Below are 22,892 nucleotides of genomic sequence, written 5' to 3' on the forward strand. Positions count from 1 at the left end.
AGAATCAATACCTAAAAATACGGAAAGAACAAAACTAATTACCATAAAAATGAGTATAATTCCTAACAAAATCTGTTGCTTCTCACTCATCAGCTTCTAACTCTACCGTTGGATCTACTAAACGAATACTGTTATTCACCCTGCTCAAATCTATTGGTTTTAATGCTAGTGAATTACAAACGTTTTGTCATGTTATACCATACTTCTCCACCATGTGCAGATTCTGAAACACCATCGTTTTGATAGCCATGTTTTTCGTAAAAAGGTATTAAAGCATCTAAACATGTTAAAGTCACAGCTGTACGATTCTTCAAAGCTGCATCCTTTTCAAGATTAGATAATAATCTTGATGCAATTCCCTTTTTCCGATGAGTTGGATGTACGGCTAGTCCAAGAATACTTTGTACTCCGCCATTGTCTGGATTTTCTTTTGTTTCACTAAATAAATCATCGGTAATGTATGCATTGTCCATGACAGGGCCGTTTATAAATCCAACGATTTCTCCTTCTTCTACTGCAACTAAAAAGCTATCTGGAATCATACGAATACGATTAACGAATGCCACCTCTGTCGCTGCTTCTTCGGGTGTAAAACTTAATTGTTCTATTTCCATTATTCGATCAAAATCTTCCATTTCAACTTGTCTTATAATCACTTTTATTACTCCTTAACTATCTTTCCGTATTTGCAAAAAATCTTAATACTATTGTTGCGTAAAGGTTCTATTTTTGCAAATAGAATTTTTTATTTCCTAGGCTATTTTAACCAAAGTGCTCGTAAATAAAAAGACACCTTTAATCACAAAGGATTATTAGGTGCCTCTAATATTTAATTTCCATTACTACAATTATTATAGAACTTTTTCTAAAAAATCTTTCGCGCGTTGTGTAGAAGGATTATTAAAGAATTCTTGTGGTGCTGCATCTTCGATTAAATGGCCACCATCTAAGAAGAATACACGATCCGCCACTTCACGAGCAAAGCCCATTTCATGAGTTACGATTAACATGGTCATACCTGTTTTTGTTAAAGATTTCATAACTTCTAGCACCTCTTTTACCATTTCTGGGTCAAGAGCTGACGTTGGTTCATCAAATAACATAATATCAGGTTGCATAGCCAATGCTCTCGCAATAGCAACACGTTGTTTTTGACCACCAGATAGACGATTTGGATATTCGTCTTTCTTTTCAAAAAGACCAACTTGTTTAAGCAATTCCTCACCACGTTTTACAGCGTCAGCTTTGGATAATTTGCTTACTTTCATTGGTGCATAGATTAAGTTTTCCATTACCGTTTTGTGCGGGAATAGATGAAAATGTTGAAATACCATTCCAACTTTTTCGCGTACTTTCATCAAGTTCGTTTTTTTCTCGGTTACGTCTTGATTATTGATGAGGATTTTACCACTTGTCGGAGATTCTAGTAAGTTAATGCAACGTAAGAATGTTGATTTACCAGAACCAGAAGGACCAATGATTGCAATAACCTCGCCATCTTGAATCGTTGTTGAAATGCCTTTAAGAACGTCATTTTTACCAAACGATTTGTGCAAATCTTGAACATTAATCACTTATTCTCATCCTTTTCTCAACCAATTTACCTGCATTTGATAGAACTAATACAATAATATAATAGATTACACCAGCAATAAGTAAAGGTTCAATGTAGTGGAAAGTCGCACCACCAACAACATACGCACGACGCATAACATCAAGTGCACCAATTACTGTGACGATTGCTGTTTCTTTTGTTAATGAAACAAACTCATTTATTAACGCAGGTATAATATTTTTTAGCGCTTGTGGTAAGATAATATCTTTCATCATACTAGAATAAGAGACACCAAGAGCTTGTGCCGCTTCACTTTGCCCTTTATCAACTGCCATAATACCACCGCGAATAATTTCAGAGATATATGCTGCTGAATTTAAAGAGAATGCTAGAATTGCAGCTGGCATAGGGTCAATTTTGATTTCTGGGAACATTTGTGGAATCCCCATATAAATGATGATTAATTGTAATACAAGTGGTGTACCACGGAATACAGAAGTATAAAAATCGGCTAGCCATTTAAGTGGCTTAATGCCACTTAATTTGACTAGCGAAAGTAATACTCCCAGGATGAAACCGAGTACACACGCAATTGCAGCAATTTCTAATGTAACTCCGATCCCTTTAAGGATATAAGGGATCGAAGGTATAATTGGTGTGAAATCCAAATTCATCTAAATAACCTCTTTCCCTAAATTATTTTACTTTGAACCATTTTGCTTTCATTTTATCGATTTCTCCGGAATCTTTTAACTCTTTTACAGCTTTATTATATTCTTTAACCAATTTGCTTCCTTTTGGGAATGCAGCTGCTTTCTTTTGGTTTTCAACGCCTTCGATTTTTGAGTATTTCAAATCTTTGTTTTGTTTTACGTAGTTTTCTGCAACAATATCTTCAAGAACAATTGCATCTAGTCTTCCGAGTTTAACCTCTTGAATAAGTTCAGGTACTCGGTCACGTGTCTCAACGCTTACACCGCTCACTTTTCCGGAGATAGCCTTTGCAGTATCTTCTTCAATTGAAGAAACTTGAGCACCAATTTTTTTACCTTTTAAATCGTCAAGTTTTTTGAAATTAAAGTCTTTCTTTGTGATTAGATAATCATGTGTATCGTAGTATGAATCGGTAAAATCAACAACTTCTGCGCGCTTTTTATTTGGGGTAATACCAGCCATAGAAAAGTCGATTTTGTTGGCTTGTACAGCTGGAATCAAACTATTGAATTCCATGTCTTGAACTTTTAATTGATAACCCATTTTTTGTGTTACTGCTTTAGCTAGATCGACATCAAAACCGATAATTTCATTTGATTTTGTTGGATCAATATATTCAAATGGAGCAAAATCTGCTGATGTACCCATTACTAATACTTTTTTGTTTTGATCTGTGTTTTGATCTGTGTTTTTATCAGTTGCAGTTTTGGTTGAATTTGAACCACATCCTGCTAATGACAATGATAATACCGCTGCTGCTGCAAATAACCATTTCTTTTTCATGTTGAAATGCTCCATTCTGTTAATTGTTTTGTTATTTATCTATATATTCTTTTATTTGAGAGTTATAAAAATAATGCATAATAATACGGGTATCCTTCAAATAATGAATATATATAAATTTATATTTATGAATATAATAACATAAATATAAAAAAACTAAAGTCCTTTTTAAGTAAGAGTGCGCATTTTTTTTAGATTTATGATTAAAAAGTTCATTTTCAATAGAAAAATAAAAATATTGTCGAAAAAAATTATATAAACTCAAGATATTTGTCGCTTTTCCTTATTCCTCGGGCAATATTTATATTAGGAATATTTCCTATTTTCTTTCAATTATCAATAAATTCATTCTTCGTATACTCTCCAATTCAAAACAATTATTGGTCTTTTGTAATTGAATAAATGTTATGTAACTTGTTAAAAACGAAAGCCTCTTTTTCAAATAGAAAGCCTATCTTTTCTGCTACTCGTATTGACTGCTTATTTTGAGGATCAATGATACAGATTAATTTATTTAAACCTAATTGATTAAAGCCAAATTCTTTACAACTTGTAGCTGCTTCAGTAGCATATCCCTTTCCCCAATATTTTTTGTTTATGTGATATCCAATTTCAGCCTCAAATTTTCCATCTACTTGTTGTTTTGTAATGCCACAATCGCCTATTACTTCATTTGTATCTTTCAAGCATACAGACCACAACCCGTATCCATCTTGTATATATCTATTTTGATTTGTTTCAATCCATTTTCGAGTTTTTTCAATACTAAATGGTGCAGGATAATATTTCATCGTTTCAGCATCTGAAAAAATTACATGAAGCGATGGTAAATCTTCATTTTGATATTCTCTTAAATATAAATTTTTCGTTTTTAATATCATCATTTTTAAATCACCCCAATAAATTGTTTAATACCATAATAACAGCAACGCATAAAAAAGCCTCATTTCCCAATGTTTTACTTACATTAAGAAAAGAAGCTCTTATGCTTTTGAAGCAATGTGATTTTTAAATTATTTCACTTTAAACCATTTAGCTTTTAATTCATCAACTTTGCCTTCTTTATTAAGTTCATCTAAGGCTTTATCGAATTCTGCAGTCAATTTACTTCCTTCTGGGAATGCTGCTGCTTTTGATTGGTCTTCTTGGTTTTGAATTACATAGTATGATAGGTCTTTATTTTGTTTTAAGTAGTTTTCTGCAACAATATCTTCAGTAATTAATGCATCGATACGACCTAATTTAACTTCTTGTACTAACTCAGGAATACGGTCACGACTATCAAGTTGCATACCCTTAATTTTTTTGGCTAGAGATTTCCCTAAATCTTCTTGGATAGATGAAGTTTGTACGCCGACTTTTTTACCAGCTAGGTCAGCATCAGATTTAATGCCACTATCTTTTTTAGTTAACATATATTCTTTTGTATCATAGTAAGATTTAGTGAAATCTACTACTTCATCACGTTTCTTATTTGGTGTCATACCTGCTAAAACGAAGTCTACTTTTCCTGCTTGAAGTGCTGGGATTAAACTATTGAATTCCATATCTTTCACTTGTAGTTGATAACCCATTTTTTCTGTAGCAGCTTTTGCAAGATCAATATCAAAACCGATAATATCATCAGAAACTTTGGCATCGATATATTCAAAAGGTGCATAATCTGCTGCTGTACCCATTACTAAGACTTTTTTCTCTTTAGCATCACTAGAACCATTATCAGCTGATTTATTCGTATCTTTTGTTCCACAACCTGCAAGTGATAGTGCCAAAACTGCTGTTGCTAAAAATAACCATTTTTTTTTGATTTTCATATTAAAAACTCCTTTATTTCAATTCATTCGTATATTTTTGTAATGCTTGATCTAGCATGTTTATCCCGTCATCAATTTGTTCTTTAGTAATTGTTAGAGGTGGAATCATCCGGATTACTTCACCTTCGTTTCCACAAAGATAGAACAAAACACCTTCTTCAAGCGCTAGATCTAAAATTCGTTTAAGTGCATCGCCATCACCATGTCCTGTTTTTGGTTCAATAACATCGATACCAATCATCAAACCTGTTGCACGAACTTCCCCGATACAATCGTATTTAGTTTGAATTGTTTTTAGTTGCTCAACAGCGTATGCACCTACTACTTTTGAATTTTCAATGAGATTTTCTTCTTTGAAAATTTCAAGTGTCGTTAATGCAACTGAACAAGCAATTGGATTTCCACCAAATGTTGTACCATGAGAACCAATTGGCCATTTCTCCATTAAATTGTGACTAGCGACTGTTGCACTTAATGGTAACCCTGATGCAATTCCTTTGGCTATTGCCATAATATCAGGCGTTACGTCAAATGTTTGAGCTGCAAACCATTCACCAGTTCGTCCAAATCCCGTTTGAACTTCATCGAAGATTAGTAGCATCCCATGACGATCACATACTTCACGAATTTTATGTAGCCATTCTTTTGGTGGAATAACATAGCCACCTTCACCAAGTACTGGTTCAACAATAACGGCTGCTACTTCTTCAGGTGTTACTTGATGTTTGAATAATAGATCAAAATCATGTTCAAGCTTGTCTACAACATATTTGACAGGATCAACTCCAACAGGTGCTTCTTTCACATTTGCATACGGAATTTGGTAAGACAAATGTGATGGTTGCATAAATTTACGATACTTGCTTTTAGATGTTGTTACACCAAGTGCCCCCATTGAGCGTCCATGGAAACAACCTGTAAAAGAAATCACGTATGGACGTTCTGTAGTAAATTTTGCAAGCTTTAATGCTCCTTCAATCGCTTCTGTACCACTATTTCCATAGAAGAAACAATCTAAATCTCCTGGTAGTATTTCACCAAGTTGTTTGGAGAGTTCTAAAATCGATTCATACATGATAACACCAGATGGTCCATGTATTAATTGATCTGCAGCATCCTTAATGCTTTGCACGATTTTTGGATGACGATGTCCCGTGTTAGCAACGGCGATGCCTGATGTAAAGTCTAGATATTTTTTACCGTCTGCCCCGTAATAATAGCAACCTTCTTCTTTAACTACAGGTAGGTTGGGGTGATCTTTTGCCATACTCGGTGCTAAAAAGTTCCCCATATTGTCATATAAATCGATCCAACTTTCCAATAGTATTCCTCCAATAATTTTCTGAATATATATTAATTTATATTTATAAATATAATATCATAAATATAAATTTATGAAATAGTTTTTTATATAAAATTATTAAAAAAATATATCTGTTTTTTTATTTTAAATACATATAAATTCGTACATTTCCTATATTTAACTTTTGTGAATCAATTCCATAAATCCATTTGCATATAAATATCGTGCTTACTTTCCTCGCTTTCCCTTAGGGCAATGGAACGAAGGAAATGCGAATGCATTTATTAGCAGTCACCATCTTCTGTTCCTTATACAATCTTCTAATAGAAATGCCATTTAAGAATGTTCATTTAATGATAAATAAATGAATAAATATAAATAATAGAAAAAATTCTAATCAAGATGAGTTCATCGTAAAACTTTAAACTTAATTATTCTTTTTTTAGGATAACTTGTATATTTATGTAAAAATTTTTATGAGGATTTCAAAATTGAGGTGAAAATAAGTTGTTTAGGAGGGAGTCTATGAAATTTGTACATATTTTTGGACCACAAGCGGTTGGTAAAATGACAGTTGGACAGGAGTTAGCTAAAATAACGGATATGAAACTTTTTCACAACCATATGACGATTGACTTGGTTAGTCACTTTTTTGATTACAGTACAAAAGAAGGAAAAAGATTAGTGAATTTGTTTCGGCAGGAGATATTTGAAGAGGTTTCAAAAAGTAATTTGTATGGAATGATTTTCACTTATGTCTGGATGTTCAATCTGAAGTCCGATTGGGATTATGTTAAACAACTCTCCAAGCTTTTTGAGTCTAGAGGTGGGACTGTTTACTATGTAGAATTAGAGGCTGACTTAGAAGCTAGGCTTGAGCGAAATAAGACTCCAAATCGACTTGAACACAAACCTAAAAAAAGAGATATTGAATGGTCTGAGAATGATTTAAAAAGCACAATGGAGAAACATAGATTGAATTCATTAGAAGGTGAAATCAATTTCCAAAACTATATCAAGATTAACAATACAAACCTAAGTGCCGAAGATGTAGCAAAAATAGTTAAAGAAAGTTTTCATTTATAGAGCAATAATAAAAAACACCTGGAATGACCAAGTGTTTTTTATTTTGCTAAATTTACTATTAAATATTCTGTTATTTAATATGACATTTAAACCTAAGCTCTAATTTATCTGCCTATAAGCTACCTACAGAATAGAAAACTATTTACCAACAGTTAATAACATTTCACGAATTGTTTTACATGCCACTGCTGTTGATGCACCAGAAGGATCATACTGCGGTGATAGCTCAACGACATCTGCTGCAACAATATTGTTTAATTTTGATAATTGTTGCATTCCATTTAACAATTCTTTATACGTAATACCGCCTGGTTCTGGTGTTCCTGTGCCTGGGAAAGTACCTGGATCTAATACATCCAAATCAATTGTTACATATACAGGAAGGTCCTTTAAATCATTTACAACTTCGCTAAGTGTATCGATTGAAAAACGTTCCATATACGTATGCTCTTTTGACCATTCAAATTCTTCTTTTAAACCTGAACGAATTCCAAATTGAAAAATTCTTCCATCTCCTAAGAATTCATGGCAACGACGAATAACAGCTGCATGAGATAGCTTTTCTCCCATATAGTCTTCACGTAAATCTGTATGTGCATCAATATGAATCACATGTAAATCAGGATATTTCTCAAAAGCTGCTTGGATTGTTGGCAAGCTTACTAAGTGCTCTCCACCAACCATTACAAACTTTTTATTATCCTGTACTATTGAACGAGTATAATCTAAAATCTCATCCATTGTTTTTTGTGTATTACCAAGTGGTAATTCAAGATCACCACCATCAAAGATTGCAATATCTTCTAAATCGCGATCAAGGTATGGAGAATAAGATTCTAATCCATAAGAATCAGGGCGAATCGCTTGCATAGCAAAGCGTGTACCTGGTCTAAAACTTGTAGTTCCATCAAACGGAATACCAAATAGTACAACATCTGATTCTTCATAGTTGTTGTCGCATCCGATGAATGTTGATACATTTAATGGTTTATTTTGCATTGTGAGTTTCTCCTTTAGCTGTCTTATCTTTATATTATTTAACTAAATTCACTTAAGTTTTATTCTTTAACAACGGTGATATGATCTTTTAAATCAGATTCAGTAAGAACATTACCGAAAGTTCGAGAATAATAGTGATATTGTTGAATTACTTCTTCTGAAACTAGTTCTCCCGGAATAACAAGTGGTATACCTGGAGGATAAATCATCAATAAGTCTGCACTGATTTTCCCTTTAGCCATATCAATTGGCACTAATTCATGCTCAGCATAATGCGCATCTCTTGGTGTAATCATTAACTTATTTACATGTTTAGATGTTACATTTGTTGAATAAATCGGTTTTTTATTGCCATAATGTTTTTCAATTTCACAAAGAGCATACACTAATTTTCCTAATGAATTCTCGTCATCAGCAGTAGTAATAACTGCCATCACTACATAGCCTTCTGCTAATTCCATTTGAATTTGGTATTTTTCTTTTAAAAGTGTATAAACTTCAAAGCCTGTTAAACCACAATCATTCACACGAATCACAAGTTTCGTCCAATCATATGATTGAGAACATTTGTTTTTTAAATAATTGTTTTTCAATACCTCAAAACATGTGTTTTGTTCAATTTCATGTATTGCTTTTTCTACGATTGGTTTTAACGCTTTATAGCCCTCATATCCATATAACGCAAGCTCATGTCTTGCTACATCTAAAGAGCTCATCAACAAATAATTGGCACTCGTTGTTTGTAACAAATTCAGTGTTTTTTGCATCTTTTTAGCGGAGATACGACCTTCATTTAAGAGTAATATCGAACTCTGTGTAAGCGACCCACCCGTTTTATGCATACTCATTGTAACTATGTCAGCACCAGCTGTGAGAGGATCAATTTGCCCTGGCATAAATGGTAGATGTGCGCCATGTGCGCTGTCTACTATAACAGTAACATCACGATCATGTGCCAGCTTACAGATGGTTCTTAAGTCATTCATTGATCCAAAGTATGTTGGATATGTAACTAAGATTGCTTTTGCTTCTGGATATGCTGATAACGTTTTTTCTACGTTTTTTACTGAAATACCATGAGAAATACCAAAATGAACATCTACTTCTGGTTCAATAAATACAGGTTTTGCACCACTCAAGATAAGTCCATTCATCACCGATTTATGGCAATTTCGAGGAACGATTAATACATCATCTGGTTTACATGTTGCTAAAATCATGGCTAATATACCAGAAGTGGTACCGTTCACTAAAAAATAGGCATGATCAGCCCCAAATGCATTCGCTGCAAGTTGTTGTGCTTCTTTGATAACAGACTCTGGGTGACTTAGGAGATCCAATTCTTTCATGGAGTTAACATCCATCTTCATGGTCATTTCACCAAGTACATTTTTCAATGGACTTGATTGTGCGCCCATTTTATGACCTGGTACATCAAATGGTGTTGTTTTCTTTTTTGCATAGTTCACTAATGTTTCAAATAATGGCATACGCTCTTGTGTAAGGGCTAATTCTCTTATCTTTGTTTGTTCTTGTAAGCTATTCATTATTAATCACCCACCTCAATAAAATTTCCATTGATATCGAAGCGGTCATCTGTAGAACAAATTTCCATTAGAGATTCTAGCTCGATTTTATCAATATCATGTTGTATATCTGAAATTTGATCTGTCATTTTATCCCGATGTCCTTGCGACACGGAACCCGTTGTAAATAAAATTTTATCAGTCAATAAAATCATCTCCTACTAAAAAATAACATTTTTAGCATGCAAAAAAGCTCTCCAACCATTAGAAGGAAAGCTTCGATTAATATCAACTGCTTATCCTCTTATCGTTCACAAAACATTGTACATTTTGCGCTCAGGTTTAGCCCCAACATCTGTTTTTTCCAGACTGGTTTGCCACCGTATCCTAGACCCCTAGTCTCAACGGTTATTAATAAGAGCAACTTTATTTATGCTGAGGCTAATATTAATTGATTTCTTTAAAACTGTCAATTCGTTTTTATAAATTTTTTTAATTTCTACTCAACATTAATTTAACTTTAGAAACGTTAGAAAATTAAAAATTTTTCTGTATTACACCATTTCGAGTTTGTCTTAAAAAATGAACGAATTAACTTCTTCTTATATAAATGTATTTATATTTTACTTTTAAAATTAGCTTAATTATCGGGTATTGAATGAAATTTGACCGATATATGCTTATTAGGTGAAACTTCCATATATTTGGATTTTAAAGCATTAAATTTAATACAGATAAAGAAAAAAATCATATTGTTATATAACAATATGATTTTTCCTTAAAACTTAAATATTTTTTTACATCACAATTTTGCATTAATCTATTCCTAACTTCATTTGTATATTCAATATGATAAAGGTCGTACATTTGCTGGAAGTTTCCTGGCTTCTAAGAATTATTAGGTTCAAAGATGCTATATGCTACATCTACTTTATTTTACAGTTTACCGAGTAGATTCATTAAAAAAATTAACAATATCAAATAACAGAGCCAAAAAACAAAAGAAAAACAGATGATCTAACATTATCGAGTTAGACCATCTGCCTTATTGTAATAAAAGTAAGTTGATTATTTGATTGAGATGATACGGTTTAATCGGTAATTGTAATCTTGTGTTCATAAAGCTCTCCTGGATATTCAATTGATAAGAAGGATAACAATGGCAGGCTTAAATCTTGTGGGATACGAAAGTGAACATTATTTATATGGATACGTCGACCGAGTTTATAAATACTCTCATAAAGCGAATCCTTAGTATGCAGGACTACACCTTCTCCCATTTTAGAAACATACTCTACAACATAATGCATATTCTCCTTATAGATGTTAATTGTCATCATACACATCACTTCCCTTTCTTCCATTTACTATTTAAATTCATTTAAATAGTAATAACATTATAGCATAAAACAGAATTTTTATTACACTAATAAGCATTACAAACACTTTACGATTGGAATTTATTTTTGATATGTGTCGTGTTTCTTAATCTATGCTTCATTACAGTCAATTGTTCCTGATGTAACTTTGTAATGTATTCAAATGAAAATCGATACACTTTTAATGATTATTTTACGTAAAAAACCGCATCTTTTAGCAGATAGCTTCAAATTATACTACAGATTAATTATTAACTATTCTATTTTAGTAAATGAGTTTATAATCTCGAAAATCGATCATATACATCTTGCAACGTATCACACCCAATATTCTTTGCTCTTTCAATATAGAGACTCCAAAGTTCTGCAGTTAGGATTGCATCTCCTAATGCATTATGGCGATTGACGATTGGAATGTCATTATGGGTACAAAAATCCTCAAGTTTCACAATATCAAGATTCCGCTCAACGATTTTAAATAGAAAGGTTGTATCGATGATGCGATGTTTAAATGGCATTCTAAACAAACGATTAATTGCATACTGCATAAAACGCCTTTCATGATTTGCATGATGAGCAACTAGTGATGATTCTTTAACAAACCGCATAAATTCAATAAGCACATCAGATGCTGCTGGAGCGTTCTTTATTTCTTCATTTTGAATACCTGTTAGTTGTACTATACCCTGAGGAATTTCCTTTTCAACATGCATAAGCGAATAGTATATTTCTTCCCTATGAATTGAAGAACCACTCATTTTAATTGCACCAATTGACAGGATTTCATCTCCCTTTTCTGGAAAAAAGCCTGTCGTTTCAATATCAAATATAACCACATTTAGTTTAGATAACGGAATAGTTAATGCTTCTTCTAACTGCATTTCTTTTTGGAGTCCTCGCAAAAAAGCAATTTGTTGTGCATTTTGAACTTCTCCTAATCCCCCTGTATTACTTCTTCCTTGTATGGATCTTAGTAATTGTTGAAATGGTTCAAAAGCCATATTTAACACCCTTTTTCAATGAGCTCGATTATTTCATCATGTAGTCTTATGCCATTTTTAACAATTTGCTTAATTTCCTTTTTTTCCTTCCTCCCAAGCCTTGCTATTTTAAAAAAATGCGTGTCACTGTAACAATCTACTTTATTCAGAGATAGTCGATATTTTAATAGTTGATCAAAATCTCTTTCGCAATTTCTTAGAAGTTCTGCATATTCTTCTTTTTCAATCAAACGATACATACGGGCAAGTGTGGAAGTTTCATATACACCTTCTTTGATCGCTAATACTCTTGTAGCATTAACATACGGTACAAATGCAGAATATTTTATATCTAAATAACCTTGATATATACCGTATCTTTCTACTAAAAGTTGACCAAATGGCCCGATTACATTTTTTACATGCATAATATTAGCCGTAAATCGCTTTAGGAGATTCGGATTCGTTCGTTGGTATTCATAAATAACTGATTTCAATCGTCTGATATAATTTACTTTTCCTTCTAAAACTCGAGCATCAAAAAATATCTGCAAATAACGAATTGCTTCCCAACTTTCAGATTCCATCCAAGTAAGAAGTTGTTTTCTCCATGCATCAATTGATTTGCACCACAGCGGATTTGAACTCATAATATTCCCTTTACAATAAGGATAGCCAACTATTGCAAGACCATCCGAAAGCTCCTCCCCAAGAGCTTTAAAATAGCTACTACTTTCTTCAGTGTCTTCTTTATAAATGATACCGTGATCTTGATCACTGATAAAACCTTGCTCTAATCTTCCTCCACTCCCTGTCACAAACCACGAAAAGTTACAAGGTGGTACCCCTTTGTTTAACTTAATAATTGCCACCTGCATTACCTTTCTCATTACTTGATCATGAAATGAATTTAACCCTTTTAAATCATCTTTGAATTGAAAAATAGTTTGATCTTTCCAATCCTTAATCGTTTCATACGTTAACACCCCAGCGTTCAACAGAAACACTTCCTTTTCGTAAAAAGCCTGTATTTTTTAGGCTTTTTACTTATGAACTAATTTGAGTTTTACTAGCAATGACAGTTTCAGCTTTTTCTTGTGCCATTTGTTCTGGATAACCATAGCTACCATGTTCGCTAATATCTAACCCCATAATTTCTTCTTCTTCGCTGACACGAATTCCTCCCATCATTTTCTTCATTACCCAAAGAATTGCGTACGAAACAACAAATGCGTAAATCCCTGCTACAGCTACACCCATAAATTGAACTCCTAATTGGTGAAGACCACCACCATAAAATAATCCAGGTTTACCTACAGTAGCTAATTCTTTTGTTGCGAATAAGCCTGTAGATAATGTACCCCAAATCCCAGGGATACCATGTACAGATACTGCGAAGATTGGATCGTCTACTTTGCTCTTTTCTAAGAAACGAGCGCTGTAGAAGGTTAAGATACCTGCGATGAACCCAATAACAACAGAAGCCCAAACATCTACAAATGCACAAGAGGCTGTGATCGCTACTAATCCAGCAAGCGCACCATTTAAAATCGTTGGAATATCGGGTTTTCCTAGTACAACCCATGAAATTAATGTTGCTGCTACTGCACCAGCTCCAGCAGCTAAATTTGTATTAAGAGCAACGAAACCGAAGAAAGCTTTATCAACAGAAACTGTACTACCGGCGTTAAATCCAAACCAGCCTACCCAAAGAATTAATACGGCCAATGCAGTGTAAACTTGGTTGTGTCCTGCAATATTATTTGCTGAACCGTCTTTATTAAATTTACCAATACGAGGTTTTAAAAGAATCGTTGCGGCAAGCGCAGCCATCGCACCTGTTAAGTGTACGACTGTAGAACCGGCGAAATCTTGTTTACCATGTTCCGCTAACCACCCCCCACCCCAAATCCAGTGAGCGATAACGGGATAAACTAGAATACCAAATAGAATTGTAAAAACTACATAGGCTGAAAATTTCGCACGTTCCGCAAAACCACCGAGAGCAATTGTAATTGAAATTGCTGCAAACGCTAATTGAAAAAAAAAGAATACTGCTGTCGCTAGACCAGCATCTTTCACCTGATTTCCTGAGTAGAAAAAGTCTGTCATCCCTACAAAGAAATTTGCATTCCCTCCAAAAATCAAGCCATAGCCTAATGCCCAAAATACTAATGATGCTAACCCAAAAGTGAAAATTGTTTTACCAGCTACGTGACCAGCATTTTTCATTCTTGTGGAACCAGCTTCTAATAAAATAAATCCACCAATCATTAAAATAACTAAAACTCCGCTGACCATCGTCCACAAGCTATTCATCAGATATGTTGCATCCATGAATACCATCCCCTTTTCTTTATGTCACCTTATTTAATAACACATGTTAGATTTTATAACATGAATTATTATTTATTTATATTTTACACACAGAAAATGATTAGTCAATATAATTTTCAGAAATTTATAAATTCTATGTAAGGTTTTGTTACATTCGTTTTTGATAAAAGGCTTTCATCTGTTATATAAGTTATAAGAATATAACTTTCCCTTCAGTTATATTCTTGTTTTGTTTTCCAATAAGCAATAATAATTGGAATTCGCGAATAACCCTAAAATAATTTCACAAAAAACTGTCGATATGATACTTGCATCGTTATTTCAAACAATTATCCAATTGATGATTCAATTTGTGAAAGTAAACTATCTGGTGGAGAATTCGCTATATTCAAAGTTAAATAATCAGCGGAAGCCATTTAAAAAGCGTGGACTGAAATTCTTTCCTTATTTACTAAACAGTAGTTATCAAATTGAAATTTCAAAAACCTATCCATTCAAAAAATGAAAAAGCAATGCAAATCACCAAATTTGCATTGCTTTTCTTGTATTATTCTTTTTGACTAACATATTACAAGCGTTTTTTCATACCTTCAAAATGATCCTTTATTTTACAGTTACATCTTTTAAATCATCTGCTTCTGTAGGGTGTGGTTGATAATTCTTTACATTACTTCTAGCCCCAACAATCGGTGTTGAATGAACTAAAGGTAGTACAGGGATAATTTCGCGTAAACGATTTTGTATATCTGCATAAATTACTTCTCGTTTTGCATGATCAGTTGTGGAACGGGCTTCTGCTAACCATTTTTGTATTTTTTCATCATGTAATTGCGAATTGTTTAATGAACCTGATTTATAGAAGAATAAGGATAACAAATTATCAGGATCTCCATTATCACTCGTTCCACCTAGTAAGAATAATTGCGCTTCACCTTTACGTGTTTTTTCTAAATACGTAGCCCATTCATAAGTAACAATTTTTGTTTTCATCCCAATCATTTCTAAATTCTTTTGAATTGCCTCTGCAACTTTTTGACCATCCGGCATGTATGGACGCGGAACAGGCATTGCCCATAATTCAACTACTTTTCCATCATACGAAGATTCTTTCAATAAAGATTTTGCTTTTTCAACATCAAAAGTATACGGTTCTGTATTTTCGTTATAGCCTAGCGCTGTCGGCTGTAATGGATTTTTTGCTTCAGTAGCGAATCCCTCAAAGAAACTATTCACAATAGCTTGGCGATCTATGGCCATGCTTACTGCTTCTCGCACTTTTTTGTCATCAAGTGGCTTTTGTGTCATTGTCATTCCTAAATAACCTACATTAAATGATGGTCTTTTTAATAATTGCAGATTTTGATCTTGTTCAATTCGTGTATGATCACTAGGGCTTAATCCATCAGCAATGTCAATTTCACCTGTCACTAAACTATTTAATCTTGCTGAGTTATCAGGCAACGTACGATAAATCAACTTCGAAACTTTCGGATAGCCTTTTTGCCAATAATTTGGATTCTTTTCAAGTTCTATTGTATTGTTCCGTTTCCAACTAACAAATTTGAAAGGTCCTGTACCAACAGGATTTTCTCCATATTTGTCGCCCTCTTTTTCAATGGCAGTAGGGCTAGCGATTGAAAATGCAGTCATCGCAAGATTATTTAATAATGCTGCAGAAGGTTTTTTCAATTTTAATTCGAAAGTAGTGTCATCTACTGCCTTTACAGAATCGATCATATGGTTTTTTTCTCCTTTAAAACCACCAAACATATCTCCGTAATACGGAAATTGATCAACTGTACCATTCATCCATCTTTCAAAGTTTTTCACTACCGCTTCTGCGTTAAAATCCGTACCATCCTGGAACTTAACTCCCTCTTGTAGTATAAAAGTATACGTTAATTGATCCTTTGAAATTTTCCATTCTTTAGCCAAGCTCGGTTTAATTGATGTATCTTTTTCTCCAAACTGTACAAGTGTTTCGTAAATATTTCTTGCTACTTTAAATGATTCCCCATCCGTTATAGTGATTGGATCTAGAGAAACCGAATCAGTACCTCGTCCATATACAAGTGAGCTTTGTTTTTCTCCGTCGTTATTTGATTCCCCACTATTATTTGTAGAATCCTTTCCACAAGCGCTTAATACCACTAGAATAATTGCCATTAAACTATAGACTAACCATTTCCTCATAAAAATCCCCCTTTAAACATATACTGAATATTCAGAATTCATTATATATGAAAATATAATGAAATGATAGATGAAAAAGTAGCTGTTTACTAAATGAGACTACTAAAAAAGTTTCTAGTAATAAACTTAGCCAGTTAGAAAACGATTCGTCGTTTTCTAACTGGTTGTTTTCTTCTATGCCGTTGATTTTCGTTCCAGCGGTCGCTTTCCAGGGGGCATACCTAAAGCCGCTTCGTCGCGCTTACGCTCCTGCAGGGTCACAAGCTGTACAAGCATTTCCCCCTAAGAGTCGCCGCCTGCACTACAATCAACTAGATTACCTAAGAATAGAATGGATTTCCCTCGCATCTATAAAGCGACTGGAATGGAATTTGATCAGCATTTGATGACGCATGATCTCTGTTAACTAGGCTGCTTTTTGTGCCGTTTCTATATGAATATTATTCTTTTTCATTTGCAATAAATAATATAAAGTTATGCAAATACTTAATGTTCCAAAAAATAGAACCATATTTTCGAGTCCTATCAAATCTAAAAGCGCACCTGTTGAAAGAAGTACGATTTGGAATGAAGTACGATCTAACATATTACGGAATGAAAAGAAACGGCCATGATATTCTTTAGGTACTTGTTTTTGGAAAATGGTCATTACTGTCGGGAAGAAACATCCTACCGAAAATCCAAATAACCCAAATGTAATAAGCGACATAGCTGGAATATGAGCGAAGTGTAACAATAATTCTGCAGCTCCTATTACAAATAAGGAGAAAAATAATATACTATTCGTTTTCCATTTAGAACCAATATATTTTATCGCAACGGAACCTAGCATAAAGGAAATTCCTTCGACTGTATAAATAAGGCCTTTTATCGAAGATGAATCTTGTATTTCACTAATACTAATTACTAGTAGATTAAAAGAACCTATGAATAACACGGGTATATAAGATAAAATCAACGTATATTTTATACCTACATCCCGTTTCAACATTGGAAAGACTTCTTTAAAACTCCCTTGATCCTTATGCTCTTCCACTGAGTTCTGTTTAAGATCATCCTTCGTCTCAGGTATTTTAAGCATAAATGTAAGCAACAACAGAATTATATAGGCAATCATCGACATACCATATAGTGCACTAATTGGTGCATACACTAATACTAAACCTGCGAGTGCAGTACCTGCCACTCGTGCAATTGTTGAAATATTCATATCCCAGCCATTAAGTTGCAACAAATCTTTCTCTTCAACAATTAAGGGAAGAGCGGCTTGTAATGCTGGAAAATAAAAGGCTGCTGAAATTTGCATTGTAACTAGAAATACAATCATCCAGGATATCGAATCTGTTGCCAATGCAATAAACATAAATACCACACTAATCACTCGCCCCGCTCCAGATATGATTAATACGGTTTTTTTCTTTGATTGATCTATTATCCTTCCAGCATATGGCCCCACTAATATCCCCGCTAGTAATCCACTAGCTAGAATAAGTGATTTCATAAAGTCTGATGGAACACCTTCTTGCATAAACTCTAGATTGCCAATGATTCCAGCCCATAAACCTAGTCCAGCAATCAATTCACCTGAAAGTATTATCCAAACATTCCGACTTCTCCACATATCCCCACCTCCAAAAAAGAAAGGAACTGCTTCCAGTTCCTTTCTAGTTTAATAATGGTATTATTGTATCGTAAATCAAATATTTAGACTACCTAATTAATTAAATTAATTTTCAATTTCAATTGCAGGAAGTTTTTGCACATAGACAATAGCACCATCTGTATCAACATCAACAGCATATGAACCATTAGAGAATCGATCTGCTAATCGATATTGATCTTCCCGTAATTCTTCTGTTACGCCCTTTTCAGTGGTGATTTGAATACCTTCACCTTTTTCTACATAAACGACAGCAAAAATACGGTGTGGATTTTTCTTCAATTCATGAAGGGTAAGCACTCCTCGCAAAGCACGATTTCCAGTTTCTACTTCATCTAAAGCCATTTTCTTCACTGCTCCACGATGTGTGACAACCATTACTTTTCCTTTATGATGTTCCGGAATTGCATTGGCAGCTTGAATGTAGTCGTCGTCTTTTAGATTCATTGCTTTTACACCAGCAGTTTTAATACCTGTATCTTGCACTTCATCTAATTTAAAACGTATTGAATAACTACAATGAGATGTTAGTAATACTTCAATGGTTGGTTCCACAATATCCGCAAAAATAACGACATCTTCTTTTTTAATATTCATCATTTTTAATGGTTTTGTATACCGTTGTACAAGGAACTCAGCTAAAGCAGTACGTTTGATTTGACCATTTTTTGTAATTGTTAATACATATTTATTTGCATTAAAATCAGTAACTCCGCAAGCATTAATTATATTTTCATCAGAATCTAACGGCACAATACTTGAAATATGTTGGCCTAAGTCCTTCCAGCGGATGTCTGGTAGTTCATGCACTGGTTGGAAAATATAGTGGCCCTTGTCTGTGAATAATAATACATGCTGCTGTGTATTAAGATTCGATTCATACAATAAATGATCAGATTCTTTCATTTCAAAATCCTTACCGTTTGATGCATTGTATGAACGAATACTTGTTCGTTTGATATAGCCATCTTTTGTAACTGTAACAACTACATCTTCACTTGGAATTAATACTTCCATATCTACTTTGATGTCTTCAATTTCATCTTGAATTATAGAACGTCTTGACTCAGCAAAACGTTTTTTCACATCTTGTAATTCCTTTTGTAATACTTTTATTAATTTTGCATCACTACCTAAAATGCTTTCTAATTCTACTATTTTCTTATCAAGCTCTGCTTGTTCTTCACGTAATTCTGTAATATCCGTATTTGTTAATCGATAAAGCTGTAATGAAACAATCGCTTCGGCTTGTATTTCCGTAAAGGCAAATTTTTGTTGTAAATTGTTTTTCGCATCTTTTTTATCTTTTGAAGCACGAATTGTTGCAATGACTTCGTCTAAAATAGATAAAGCCTTCATCAATCCTTCAACAATATGTAAACGATCTTTTGCCTTTTTCAATTCAAATCGAGAACGTCTAGTTACAATTTCTTTTTGATGCGCTATGTAGGCATCTAAAAGAAGTGGTAAGCTCATCATCGTAGGACGGCGATTATAAATTGCGATCATATTGAAATTATAAGTGACTTGCAGGTCTGTATTTTTTAATAAATATTTCAAAATAGGTTCGCCACTAATATCTTTCTTGAGTTCAACAACAATTCGTAAACCTGTACGATCGGATTCATCACGAACTTCTGCAATTCCTTCTAATCGCTTGTCTAGGCGCATTTCGTCCATTTTCTTAACAAGATTAGCCTTATTCACTTCGTATGGTATTTCAGTAATGACAATTTGCTCTTTTGAACCTTTTAATTGTTCGATTTCTGCTTTTGCTCGAACGATAATTTTGCCTCTACCTGTTTCATATGCTTTTTTTATACCTTCGATTCCTTGAATAATACCACCCGTAGGGAAATCTGGGCCTTTAATTTCTGTCATTAACTCATCTATTGTAGCTTTCGGGTTCTTCAAACGCATAAGAACAGCCTCTAATACTTCCTCTAAATTATGAGGCGGAATATCTGTAGCATAACCTGCAGAAATCCCAGTTGAACCGTTTACTAGTAAGTTTGGAAAGCGTGAAGGTAACACAGTAGGTTCCATATCTTGGTCATCAAAGTTTGGTACGAGATCGACTGTGTCTTTTTGAATGTCACGAAGCATTTCAGCAGAAATAGTAGATAAACGTGCTTCTGTGTAACGCATAGCGGCTGGTGGATCACCATCTACAGAACCATTGTTACCATGCATTTCAATCAGCATATGGCGAGCCTTCCAGTCTTGACTCATACGTACCATTGCCTCATAAACAGAACTATCACCATGCGGATGATAGTTGCCAATTACATTCCCTACTGTTTTTGCAGATTTACGGAATGGTTTATCATGTGTGTTTCCTTCCATGAACATCGCATATAAAATACGTCTTTGTACTGGTTTAAGTCCATCTCTTGCATCTGGAAGAGCACGGTCTTGAATAATATATTTACTATATCGACCAAAACGATCACCAATGACTTCTTCTAAAGGCAAGTCTTGATATTTCTCTGATTGTGTCATTTAAGCTCTTCCTCCTCTTGTTGTATAAATTCACTTTCTAAAATGTTATCGTCTTCCTCAAGTCCGAAATCAACATGCGATTCAATCCATTTACGACGTGGTTCAACCTTGTCCCCCATCAAAGTAGCAACACCTTTTTCTGCGCGTTCTACATCATTGATTTTAACGCGTACCAATGTACGTGTTTCTGGATTCATCGTTGTTTCCCAAAGTTGTTCGGCATTCATTTCACCAAGACCTTTATAGCGTTGTAAAATATAGCCCTTACCAATTTTGTTAATCGCTTGTTGAAGATCTTTTTCAGTCCAAGCATATTCTACGACTTCTTTACGACCTGTACCTTTTGATACTTTATAAAGTGGTGGTAGCGCTATATACACTTTCCCCGCTTCTACAAGTGGTCTCATATATCGGAAGAAGAATGTTAACAACAGTACTTGAATATGTGCTCCATCGGTATCAGCATCCGTCATGATAATGACTTTATCATACGCAGCATCTTCAACATTAAAATCAGAACCAACGCCTGCACCAACTGCATGAATAATAGTTGAAATTTCTTCGTTTTTCATTATATCTTGCAATTTTGCTTTTTCAGTATTGATCACTTTACCTCGTAGTGGCAAGATAGCTTGGAAAGTACGGTCACGCCCTTGCTTAGCAGAACCACCAGCAGAATCACCTTCGACTAGATATAATTCATTTTTCGAAGCATTCTTTGATTGAGCAGGTGTCAACTTACCAGATAAAATGGTGCTTTGCTTTTTAGATTTTTTACCATTTCGCGCATCTTCTCTTGCTTTTCGAGCTGCTTCACGAACTTGTTGTGCTCGAATAGCTTTGCGCACAAGCGATGAACTAAGTTCAGCATTTTCTTCTAAGATATACATCAATTGCTGAGATACTACTCCATCAACTGAACTTCTAGCTTCAGATGTACCAAGCTTTCCTTTGGTTTGTCCTTCAAATTGCAATAAGTGTTCAGGTATACGAACAGAAATAATTGCAGCAAGGCCTTCTCGAATATCAGAGCCGTCCAAGTTTTTATCTTTTTCTTTTAACAGTCCAATTTTACGAGCGTATTCATTAAAAACGCGAGTCATCGCAGCTTTCGCACCCGTTTCATGAGTACCACCATCGCGTGTTCTTACGTTATTAACAAATGATAGGATTGTTTCTGAATAGCCATCGTTGAACTGAAAAGCAAATTCTACTTCAATTTCATCTTGTGTTCCTTCAACATATTTAACTGGATGTAAAACATCTTTTTCCTCGTTTAAATAGGATACAAACGCTTCAATCCCGTTTTCATAATGATAAACTTCATGACGTTCTGTTGCCTCTTCGATTAACTCGATTTTTAAGTTTTTGAGTAAAAATGCAGATTCACGCAAACGTTCTGCTAATGTATCGAAATTATATTTTGTAGTAGAGAATATCGTTTCATCAGGTTTGAAGTGAATAAGTGTACCAGTTTCTTTCGTTTTACCTATTTCCTCTAAAGTGGTAACGGGTTTACCACCATTTTCGAAACGCATACGATACTTTTTCCCATCACGATGAATTACAACTTCTAACCATGTTGATAGTGCATTTACTACTGATGCACCCACACCATGTAAACCACCGCTTGTTTTGTAGCCACCCTGTCCAAATTTCCCACCTGCATGTAAAATGGTGAAAATTACTTCTGGAGTTGGTTTACCTGTTTTGTGCATACCTGTAGGCATACCTCGTCCATAGTCACGCACGCTAATACTTTGATCAGCTTGAATCTTTACAATGATATGAGAACCGAATCCTGCTAAAACCTCATCCACAGCATTGTCAACGATTTCATATACGAGGTGATGCAAACCTCTACTATCAGTTGAACCAATATACATACCAGGACGTTTTCTAACGGCTTCTAATCCTTCTAATACTTGAATATCATCTTCATTGTAAGACGTGATTGTCTGTTTACTTGTCAAAAAAATTCCCCCTAAATACAAACACCCGTTCTACTTTTATTCATATTAAACACAATCATTGGAACTGTCAACTTCTTGCATTTATATA

19 protein-coding genes are annotated in these 22,892 nt (G+C 34.2%); 1 reads left to right on the forward strand and 18 read right to left on the reverse strand.

Annotation, left to right across the window (positions count from 1 at the left end; translation table 11 throughout):
* Window positions 1-173: 173 nt before the first annotated feature.
* From ACIQ4I_RS02665 to ACIQ4I_RS02695, 7 genes are all read right to left on the reverse strand, one after another.
* Window positions 174-635 carry a GNAT family N-acetyltransferase gene (locus ACIQ4I_RS02665; RefSeq protein ID WP_403093349.1) on the reverse strand — a complete coding sequence of 154 codons (462 nt, stop codon included), beginning with the start codon at window positions 633-635 and terminating at the stop codon, window positions 174-176.
* Between the two features lie 216 nt (window positions 636-851).
* On the reverse strand, window positions 852-1,574 hold the full coding sequence (locus ACIQ4I_RS02670) for an amino acid ABC transporter ATP-binding protein (protein WP_403092546.1): 723 nt from the start codon (window positions 1,572-1,574) through the stop codon (window positions 852-854).
* A complete protein-coding gene (locus tag ACIQ4I_RS02675; protein WP_403092548.1) occupies window positions 1,567-2,229 on the reverse strand; it encodes an amino acid ABC transporter permease in 663 nt (220 codons plus the stop codon). Before ACIQ4I_RS02675 ends, ACIQ4I_RS02670 begins: the two co-directional genes overlap by 8 nt.
* Before the next feature lie 22 nt (window positions 2,230-2,251).
* A complete protein-coding gene (locus ACIQ4I_RS02680; RefSeq protein WP_403092550.1) occupies window positions 2,252-3,052 on the reverse strand; it encodes a transporter substrate-binding domain-containing protein in 801 nt (266 codons plus the stop codon).
* Window positions 3,053-3,429: 377 nt separating this feature from the next.
* Window positions 3,430-3,936, reverse strand: coding sequence for a GNAT family N-acetyltransferase (locus ACIQ4I_RS02685; protein ID WP_403092552.1), 507 nt, complete (start codon window positions 3,934-3,936; stop codon window positions 3,430-3,432).
* Between the two features lie 129 nt (window positions 3,937-4,065).
* On the reverse strand, window positions 4,066-4,866 hold the full coding sequence (locus ACIQ4I_RS02690) for a transporter substrate-binding domain-containing protein (RefSeq protein ID WP_403092553.1): 801 nt from the start codon (window positions 4,864-4,866) through the stop codon (window positions 4,066-4,068).
* A 13-nt stretch (window positions 4,867-4,879) separates the two neighbouring features.
* Window positions 4,880-6,187, reverse strand: coding sequence for an aspartate aminotransferase family protein (locus ACIQ4I_RS02695; protein WP_403092555.1), 1,308 nt, complete (start codon window positions 6,185-6,187; stop codon window positions 4,880-4,882).
* Window positions 6,188-6,694: 507 nt separating this feature from the next.
* Here ACIQ4I_RS02695 and ACIQ4I_RS02700 point away from each other — a divergent pair.
* Window positions 6,695-7,255, forward strand: a complete 561-nt coding sequence (locus tag ACIQ4I_RS02700; protein ID WP_403092557.1) for an AAA family ATPase — start codon at window positions 6,695-6,697, stop codon at window positions 7,253-7,255.
* Between the two features lie 138 nt (window positions 7,256-7,393).
* Here ACIQ4I_RS02700 and speB read toward each other — a convergent pair whose 3' ends face one another.
* The 11 genes from speB to parE all read right to left on the reverse strand — a co-directional run bounded on the left by speB (window position 7,394) and on the right by parE (window position 22,804).
* Window positions 7,394-8,254: an agmatinase gene (speB, locus tag ACIQ4I_RS02705; RefSeq protein ID WP_403092559.1), complete on the reverse strand. Its 861-nt coding sequence runs from the start codon at window positions 8,252-8,254 to the stop codon at window positions 7,394-7,396.
* Between the two features lie 59 nt (window positions 8,255-8,313).
* On the reverse strand, window positions 8,314-9,801 hold the full coding sequence (locus ACIQ4I_RS02710) for an aminotransferase class I/II-fold pyridoxal phosphate-dependent enzyme (protein WP_403092561.1): 1,488 nt from the start codon (window positions 9,799-9,801) through the stop codon (window positions 8,314-8,316).
* 2 nt (window positions 9,802-9,803) lie between these two features.
* Complete coding sequence (locus ACIQ4I_RS02715; protein ID WP_403092563.1) at window positions 9,804-9,986, reverse strand: hypothetical protein; 183 nt, start codon at window positions 9,984-9,986, stop codon at window positions 9,804-9,806.
* 885 nt (window positions 9,987-10,871) lie between these two features.
* Entirely contained in the window at window positions 10,872-11,117 is a 246-nt protein-coding gene (locus tag ACIQ4I_RS02720) for a hypothetical protein (RefSeq protein WP_403092565.1), read from the reverse strand.
* A 320-nt stretch (window positions 11,118-11,437) separates the two neighbouring features.
* Window positions 11,438-12,160 (reverse strand): exonuclease domain-containing protein, encoded by a 723-nt coding sequence (locus ACIQ4I_RS02725; protein ID WP_403092567.1) that lies wholly within the window; start codon window positions 12,158-12,160, stop codon window positions 11,438-11,440.
* A 2-nt stretch (window positions 12,161-12,162) separates the two neighbouring features.
* Entirely contained in the window at window positions 12,163-13,137 is a 975-nt protein-coding gene (locus ACIQ4I_RS02730) for a DUF294 nucleotidyltransferase-like domain-containing protein (protein WP_403092569.1), read from the reverse strand.
* A gap of 49 nt (window positions 13,138-13,186) precedes the next feature.
* Window positions 13,187-14,476, reverse strand: coding sequence for an ammonium transporter (locus ACIQ4I_RS02735; protein ID WP_403092571.1), 1,290 nt, complete (start codon window positions 14,474-14,476; stop codon window positions 13,187-13,189).
* Between the two features lie 603 nt (window positions 14,477-15,079).
* The gene (locus ACIQ4I_RS02740) at window positions 15,080-16,669 is read right to left on the reverse strand and encodes an ABC transporter substrate-binding protein (protein WP_403092573.1); all 1,590 of its coding nucleotides are present in this window, start codon (window positions 16,667-16,669) and stop codon (window positions 15,080-15,082) included.
* A 406-nt stretch (window positions 16,670-17,075) separates the two neighbouring features.
* Window positions 17,076-18,290 carry an MFS transporter gene (locus ACIQ4I_RS02745; RefSeq protein ID WP_403092575.1) on the reverse strand — a complete coding sequence of 405 codons (1,215 nt, stop codon included), beginning with the start codon at window positions 18,288-18,290 and terminating at the stop codon, window positions 17,076-17,078.
* A 105-nt stretch (window positions 18,291-18,395) separates the two neighbouring features.
* Window positions 18,396-20,831: a DNA topoisomerase IV subunit A gene (gene parC / locus ACIQ4I_RS02750; protein ID WP_403092576.1), complete on the reverse strand. Its 2,436-nt coding sequence runs from the start codon at window positions 20,829-20,831 to the stop codon at window positions 18,396-18,398.
* Window positions 20,828-22,804 (reverse strand): DNA topoisomerase IV subunit B, encoded by a 1,977-nt coding sequence (gene parE / locus ACIQ4I_RS02755; protein ID WP_403092578.1) that lies wholly within the window; start codon window positions 22,802-22,804, stop codon window positions 20,828-20,830. The genes parC and parE overlap by 4 nt, the downstream gene beginning before the upstream one ends.
* Between the last annotated feature and the right edge of the window lie 88 nt (window positions 22,805-22,892).

The sequence above is a fragment of the Rummeliibacillus sp. NPDC094406 genome, assembly GCF_044763875.1.
In the GTDB taxonomy this organism is placed as follows: Bacteria; Bacillota; Bacilli; order Bacillales_A; family Planococcaceae; genus Rummeliibacillus.

Excerpts from the sequence above, each read along its gene's own strand:
- ACIQ4I_RS02685 (WP_403092552.1), bottom strand. The coding sequence starts at position 3,936 with ATGATGATATTAAAAACGAAAAATTTATATTTAAGAGAATATCAAAAT.
- ACIQ4I_RS02725 (WP_403092567.1), bottom strand. The coding sequence starts at position 12,160 with ATGGCTTTTGAACCATTTCAACAATTACTAAGATCCATACAAGGAAGA.
- speB (WP_403092559.1), bottom strand. The coding sequence starts at position 8,254 with ATGCAAAATAAACCATTAAATGTATCAACATTCATCGGATGCGACAAC.
- ACIQ4I_RS02675 (WP_403092548.1), bottom strand. The coding sequence starts at position 2,229 with ATGAATTTGGATTTCACACCAATTATACCTTCGATCCCTTATATCCTT.
- ACIQ4I_RS02740 (WP_403092573.1), bottom strand. The coding sequence starts at position 16,669 with ATGAGGAAATGGTTAGTCTATAGTTTAATGGCAATTATTCTAGTGGTA.
- ACIQ4I_RS02745 (WP_403092575.1), bottom strand. The coding sequence starts at position 18,290 with ATGTGGAGAAGTCGGAATGTTTGGATAATACTTTCAGGTGAATTGATT.
- ACIQ4I_RS02710 (WP_403092561.1), bottom strand. The coding sequence starts at position 9,801 with ATGAATAGCTTACAAGAACAAACAAAGATAAGAGAATTAGCCCTTACA.
- ACIQ4I_RS02700 (WP_403092557.1), top strand. The coding sequence starts at position 6,695 with ATGAAATTTGTACATATTTTTGGACCACAAGCGGTTGGTAAAATGACA.
- ACIQ4I_RS02680 (WP_403092550.1), bottom strand. The coding sequence starts at position 3,052 with ATGAAAAAGAAATGGTTATTTGCAGCAGCAGCGGTATTATCATTGTCA.
- parC (WP_403092576.1), bottom strand. The coding sequence starts at position 20,831 with ATGACACAATCAGAGAAATATCAAGACTTGCCTTTAGAAGAAGTCATT.
- ACIQ4I_RS02690 (WP_403092553.1), bottom strand. The coding sequence starts at position 4,866 with ATGAAAATCAAAAAAAAATGGTTATTTTTAGCAACAGCAGTTTTGGCA.
- ACIQ4I_RS02720 (WP_403092565.1), bottom strand. The coding sequence starts at position 11,117 with ATGACAATTAACATCTATAAGGAGAATATGCATTATGTTGTAGAGTAT.
- ACIQ4I_RS02665 (WP_403093349.1), bottom strand. The coding sequence starts at position 635 with ATGGAAGATTTTGATCGAATAATGGAAATAGAACAATTAAGTTTTACA.
- ACIQ4I_RS02735 (WP_403092571.1), bottom strand. The coding sequence starts at position 14,476 with ATGGATGCAACATATCTGATGAATAGCTTGTGGACGATGGTCAGCGGA.